This window comes from Geomonas sp. (assembly GCF_056994735.1).
On record NZ_JBXKJL010000227.1, the window covers coordinates 1 to 5,033 of the forward strand.

6 protein-coding genes are annotated in these 5,033 nt (G+C 60.7%); 2 read left to right on the forward strand and 4 right to left on the reverse strand.

The window, feature by feature from the left end; genetic code table 11:
- Positions 1-35 precede the first annotated feature (35 nt).
- Positions 36-569 carry an outer membrane beta-barrel protein gene (locus AC11W3_RS09765; RefSeq protein ID WP_484090058.1) on the forward strand — a complete coding sequence of 178 codons (534 nt, stop codon included), beginning with the start codon at positions 36-38 and terminating at the stop codon, positions 567-569.
- 132 nt (positions 570-701) lie between these two features.
- Here the strand turns inward: AC11W3_RS09765 and AC11W3_RS09770 are convergent, their stop codons facing one another.
- Together AC11W3_RS09770 and AC11W3_RS09775 are read right to left on the reverse strand one after the other, a co-directional pair.
- Complete coding sequence (locus AC11W3_RS09770) at positions 702-887, reverse strand: cytochrome c (RefSeq protein WP_484090057.1); 186 nt, start codon at positions 885-887, stop codon at positions 702-704.
- Between the two features lie 186 nt (positions 888-1,073).
- Positions 1,074-1,361 carry a hypothetical protein gene (locus AC11W3_RS09775; protein ID WP_484090056.1) on the reverse strand — a complete coding sequence of 96 codons (288 nt, stop codon included), beginning with the start codon at positions 1,359-1,361 and terminating at the stop codon, positions 1,074-1,076.
- A gap of 316 nt (positions 1,362-1,677) precedes the next feature.
- Between AC11W3_RS09775 and AC11W3_RS09780 the strand changes: the two genes are divergently transcribed.
- Positions 1,678-2,085 carry a four-helix bundle copper-binding protein gene (locus tag AC11W3_RS09780; protein WP_484090055.1) on the forward strand — a complete coding sequence of 136 codons (408 nt, stop codon included), beginning with the start codon at positions 1,678-1,680 and terminating at the stop codon, positions 2,083-2,085.
- Positions 2,086-2,203: 118 nt separating this feature from the next.
- Here AC11W3_RS09780 and AC11W3_RS09785 read toward each other — a convergent pair whose 3' ends face one another.
- Together AC11W3_RS09785 and AC11W3_RS09790 are read right to left on the reverse strand one after the other, a co-directional pair.
- Entirely contained in the window at positions 2,204-2,413 is a 210-nt protein-coding gene (locus AC11W3_RS09785; RefSeq protein WP_484090054.1) for a heavy metal-binding domain-containing protein, read from the reverse strand.
- Between the two features lie 2 nt (positions 2,414-2,415).
- The gene (locus AC11W3_RS09790; protein ID WP_484091909.1) at positions 2,416-4,893 is read right to left on the reverse strand and encodes a heavy metal translocating P-type ATPase; all 2,478 of its coding nucleotides are present in this window, start codon (positions 4,891-4,893) and stop codon (positions 2,416-2,418) included.
- Positions 4,894-5,033 lie beyond the last annotated feature (140 nt).

The following is a 5,033-nucleotide window of genomic DNA, read 5'->3' on the forward strand; positions in this document are numbered from 1 at the left end:
ACGGGATCGGTAGGTACTTAAAGGAGGGAACGGGAATGATGACAAGATTCGCGGCGGTAATGGTAGCCAGCGGGATCGCGCTGGCCGCAAACGGCGCCTTTGCAGAGGAAGGTAAGAAATCTGTCGAAGCAACGGTCAACTACGGGACTGAGTCGTTCGACAACCTGGGTGGCCAGTTCGGAATCACTGCCGGGTTCGGTTATGAGTTCAGGAAGAACCTGCAGGGGCGGATCGATGTTTCCTACTTCCGGTCCAGCACCGATGAGAATGGGATGAATGTCACCGGGACCCGCGTCCCCATCGACCTCGGTGCCCGCTACTACATCCCCCTGCCGAAAGTCGATCCGGAATTCTCGGCCTTCGGCCAAGGAGCTCTCGAGATCAGCTTCGACGAGTGGAGACCGGCAGCGGAGATGCCGAGGGAGAGCGAGACCAGATTCGGCGCCCTGATAGGTGGCGGGGTCGAATACGCCCTCGATCGCAACTTCAGCGCCACCGCCAACCTGCTGTTACACGCCATCGAAGACAGTTATCTCTCCACCGGCATCGGCATGGTTTACCACTTCTAAGTGCCGTACACCGGAACTTCCTTTCTTCTTCGATAAAAAAAGGCCCACTCCATTTCCCTGGAGTGGGCCGTCTCGTCTACGTAGTTATATCGTTCTTACTTCCCCGTCGGCAGCACGTTAATCGCTTTCGTTTCAGTCCCTGAATTTGGTGTGACAAGCTTTACATCTCTCCTCGGCGTCATGGAAGGCCTTCCTGGCTACCTCAACATTCCCCTGGCGGGCAGCCTGATCGGTGCTCCTGACATCGCTCTCGAAGAGTCCGGCGAGTTTGTGGAATTGCTTTAGCTCTTTTAGACCAGCCATCACAACCCTTCTCATACAAGCTCCCCCTCTTATTCTGTCCATCCAGCCGTAACCTGATACACCAAGCGACTCCCGGTACAGGCTCCGCACTTATAGCACATTCCGTATCTGCATCGGAGGAAATCACTCCTCCTGCTCGCGAAAGAAAAGCCCCCGGTGTGGCTCGGAGGCTTCTTTCCTGCGTAAAAATTTCACCCTTGCCTATGCTCCACCAAGTTCGATATCGGACAGCTCCTTCTTTGCGTCCTGGAGATTGTCCTTCAGCTGCTTCAATTCGGCCTGGCTGTACCTGGCGGCATTGTTATTGATGGCATTCTCGAGTTTGCCAATTTTTTGCTGGAGGGTGTCGACCTCCTGGCTGCAGTTCCGGACCAGCATCTCGCATTCCTTCTGGCATCCCGGATCATGCTGTTTGCCGTGCTCGGCGGCCATGGCCGGCACAGATGCGAACAGTGAAGCTGCGACAAGAGCCATAATAATTTTCTTCATGATTGAACCCTCCCTGGTTGTGTGTTGACTGCCTGTCATCCTCTATAGCAGACGGCATGCCAACACGGAATTAATTGCTATTTCAGGCAGTTGTCCAGCCACTGCGACACCAGCAGGCCACAAACTGGAGACTATTCCACAGCGGGCATGAAGGATATTGCCCTACGCTGAGCTCGTTTGATGCCTGCGACAACCTCCCCGCCTCCGGCCGCTGCCCCCGCTTCAACTATCCGATCAAATCGTGCCACCGGCTGTGGACAGAGCCGGCAAGATTGCTATCCTTGAGACTTCAACTACCCGTATAGAAGGAGCTATTATGAAAACCCAGGAAATGTTCAAGAGCCACCCACGGAAAGCCAATATCGAGCTCAAACACGTTACCGCTTGCATCGAGACGTGCATCGAATGTGCGGATGTTTGCAACACGTGCGCTGACGCCTGCATCGGGGAAAAGGATGTCCAGATGCTTGCCAGATGCATCCGCACCGATCTGGACTGCTCCGACATCTGCCTGACCACCGCAAGGGTCCTCGGCAGGCAGACGGAGATGACCCTCCAACTGGTGCGGGCACAACTGGAGACGACCCTGACGGCGACCAAGATCTGCGCCGAGGAGTGCTCCAAGCACGCCGAAACGCACCAGTACTGCAGGATCTGCGCACAGATGTGCCGAAACTGCGAACAGTCCTGCCGGCAGCTCCTCTCCTCGCTGCAAGGGGCATAGTAGAGGAATCCCAGCCGCGGATCATCGGCACCGGCGACATTGCCAACCCAAAAACAGGAAGGGCTCCCATCTCGGCGAGGGAGCCCTTCTCCGTTTCTGGCAGCTATGTCAGTGTCGGTCAGACACTTTCGTTGCGAACCAGCTTCATCCCGCAGATGGAGCAGTTGGCCGCCGGGTCTGAGCTGGTGATCCAGGGGTGCATGGGGCAGGAGTACAGCTTCTCTTTGCCACCGACCCTCCCCTTCTCCCCCTTCCCGAAGAAGAACCACAAGGTCAGCACGATCAGCGCGAGCCCTCCCGCTGTAACTATCATTTGAGTAAGGTCCATGCTTAACTCCTTTCCACGGTGAAGCCGCGCAGGCGAAGGGCGTTGGTCACTACGCTCACCGACGAAAGGGCCATCGCCAGGGAGGCCAGGATCGGGCTCAGCAGCCATCCGGTGAACGGGTAAAGGATCCCCGCGGCGATCGGGATACCGAGGGTGTTGTAGACAAAGGCGAAGAAGAGGTTCTGCTTGATGTTGGCGAGGGTGGCCCTGGAGAGGGCGATACTGGAGATGACGCCGTTGAGGTCGCCGCGAACCAGGGTGATGTCGGCGGCCTCCATGGCCACGTCGGTGCCGCTCCCCATGGCAATGCCCACGTTGGCCTGGGCCAGGGCCGGCGCATCGTTGATGCCGTCGCCGACCATGGCGACCACCTTCCCCTGGGCCTGGAGCTTCTTTATCTCCTCGCTTTTCCCTTCCGGCAGCACTTCGGCCAGGACCTTGTCGACCCCGACCTGACCGGCGATGGCGGCTGCCGTCCGCTTGTTGTCCCCGGTGAGCATGATGACCTCCAGCCCGAGCGCGTGCAGCCGCTCGATCGCCCCCCTGGATCCTTCCTTGATCGGATCGGAGATGGCGATGATGCCGGCGAAGGCCCCGTCCACGGCGACAAAGATCGGGGTCTTCCCCTCGTCGGCGAGACGGTGTGCCGCGTCCTGGTCGGGATCGATCCCCCGGTCCCGCAGCAGTGCGGCCGATCCTATGACAACGCTACGATCCTCGACCACGGCCTCGATCCCGTGGCCGGGTATGGCATTGAAATGCGACGCCGCCGGTCTGGGCACGCCCTGTTCCTCGGCCGAGCGCACTATGGCCTCGCCAAGGGGATGCTCGCTCCCTGACTCCGCGGCCGCAGCCAGTCGCAGCAGGAGCTCCTTGTCCACCCCTTTGGCCAGCAAGTCGGTGACGGAGGGGACTCCACGGGTGATGGTGCCGGTCTTGTCGAGTACGATGGTGGTCAGTTTATGGGCGGTTTCCAGGGCCTCGCCCCCCTTGATCAGGATGCCGCTTTGCGCGCCACGTCCCGTCCCCACCATGATCGCTGTCGGGGTGGCAAGGCCGAGTGCGCACGGGCAGGCTATGATCAGCACCGAGACGAAGGTCAGCAGGGCCATGTTCATCCTGGCTCCCGGAGCGTTGAGGTCGAACCAGAGGACGAAGGTGGCGATGGCGATGCACATCACGATGGGAACGAAGTACCCGGCGATCACGTCCGCCAGCCGCTGGATGGGGGCCTTGCTCCCCTGGGCCTCCTGCACCAGCCTGACGATCTGCTGCAGCACGGTATCCTTCCCGATCTTGGTGGCCCGGAAGCGGAACGAGCCGGTCTTGTTGAGGGTGGCGCCGATGACGGTGTCGCCCGCCTTTTTCTGCACCGGCAGCGGTTCGCCGGTCAGCATGCTTTCATCGACCGAAGAGGAGCCCTCCACGACCTCACCGTCAACCGGCACCTTCTCGCCGGGACGCACCACTACGACATCCCCGACCTGCACGTTGGCCACAGGGATGTCCTCTTCCTTGCCGTTGCGGACCACGCGGGCCATTTTCGGCTGCAAACCGATGAGGGCGCGGATGGCCCCGCTGGTCTTGCTGCGAGCCCGGGCTTCCAGGAGCCGCCCCATCAGGATGAGGGTCACGATGATGGCGGCAACTTCGTAATATACTCCGACAGGTGAGGTCATGGCGGTTCGGGAATGGGGCATCGTCGCCGATTCCACCATCAACCACCCGGGCGCCACGGTGGCGACCACGCTGAAGGTATAAGCCGACAGGGTGCCGAGCGAGACCAGGGTGTTCATGTCCGCGACCCGGTGCTTGGCGGCGGCCCAGGCGCCGGTGAAGAATTCACGACCGGCCCAGAAGAGGACCGGAGTGGTCAGCGCCAGTTCCAGCCAGGGACGCCAGGAGAAGTCCAGGTACTCCTCCAGGGCAGGCACGAGATGGCCGGCCATCGCCAGCACCGCCACCGGAACGGTCAGCGCCAGGGCGAAGAGAAACTTTACCTTCTGGTGCCGGTACTCCTCTTCCCGGTGCCGTGACTCGGCAGCCTGCATCTCTTCAGCGCCCTGCTCCGCCCCTGAGGAAGGCTCAAGCACCTCGTAGCCCAGATCCCGCACCACCTTGCGCAGCGCGGCGACGTCGGTCTCCTGCGCGTCGTAGAGCACGGTGGCACGGGTGGTGGCGAAATTGACGTTGGCGGTGACGACCCCCTCGGCAGCGCCCAAGGCTTTCTCGACCCTGGCAGCGCAAGACGCGCAGTGCATCCCGACGAGCGGCAGCTCGCAACGCTCCACGACTTCCCCGGTCCCGGCCGGAGAGGCAGCTTCTTTTTTCAGATAGCGGTCCGGGTCGAGATCGAACTTTTCCTTGCATTGAGCGGAGCAGAAGCCGTAAGGCACGCCACGATACGTGCTTTGGTGTTCCGCGGTCCCGGTCAGGACCATTCCGCAGACCGGATCACGAGAGATGGTAGTGGCAGACATGCTGTTCCCCTTTCGTCGCGTTACCTGAGAAAGCGCGACAGTGCTGTTTTTACTTCGTCCATCAGTTCCTGCTGGGTCATGGGTTTGGCCGAGTCGTGTTCCGTGCTGCTGCCGTGGCCGAGCACGCAGGTCTCGAGATG

Bases quoted from the DNA above. Each gene is read 5' to 3' on its own strand.
- AC11W3_RS09770 (WP_484090057.1), bottom strand. From the start codon at position 887: ATGAGAAGGGTTGTGATGGCTGGTCTAAAAGAGCTAAAGCAATTCCAC.
- AC11W3_RS09765 (WP_484090058.1), top strand. From the start codon at position 36: ATGATGACAAGATTCGCGGCGGTAATGGTAGCCAGCGGGATCGCGCTG.
- AC11W3_RS09775 (WP_484090056.1), bottom strand. From the start codon at position 1,361: ATGAAGAAAATTATTATGGCTCTTGTCGCAGCTTCACTGTTCGCATCT.
- AC11W3_RS09780 (WP_484090055.1), top strand. From the start codon at position 1,678: ATGAAAACCCAGGAAATGTTCAAGAGCCACCCACGGAAAGCCAATATC.
- AC11W3_RS09785 (WP_484090054.1), bottom strand. From the start codon at position 2,413: ATGGACCTTACTCAAATGATAGTTACAGCGGGAGGGCTCGCGCTGATC.
- AC11W3_RS09790 (WP_484091909.1), bottom strand. From the start codon at position 4,893: ATGTCTGCCACTACCATCTCTCGTGATCCGGTCTGCGGAATGGTCCTG.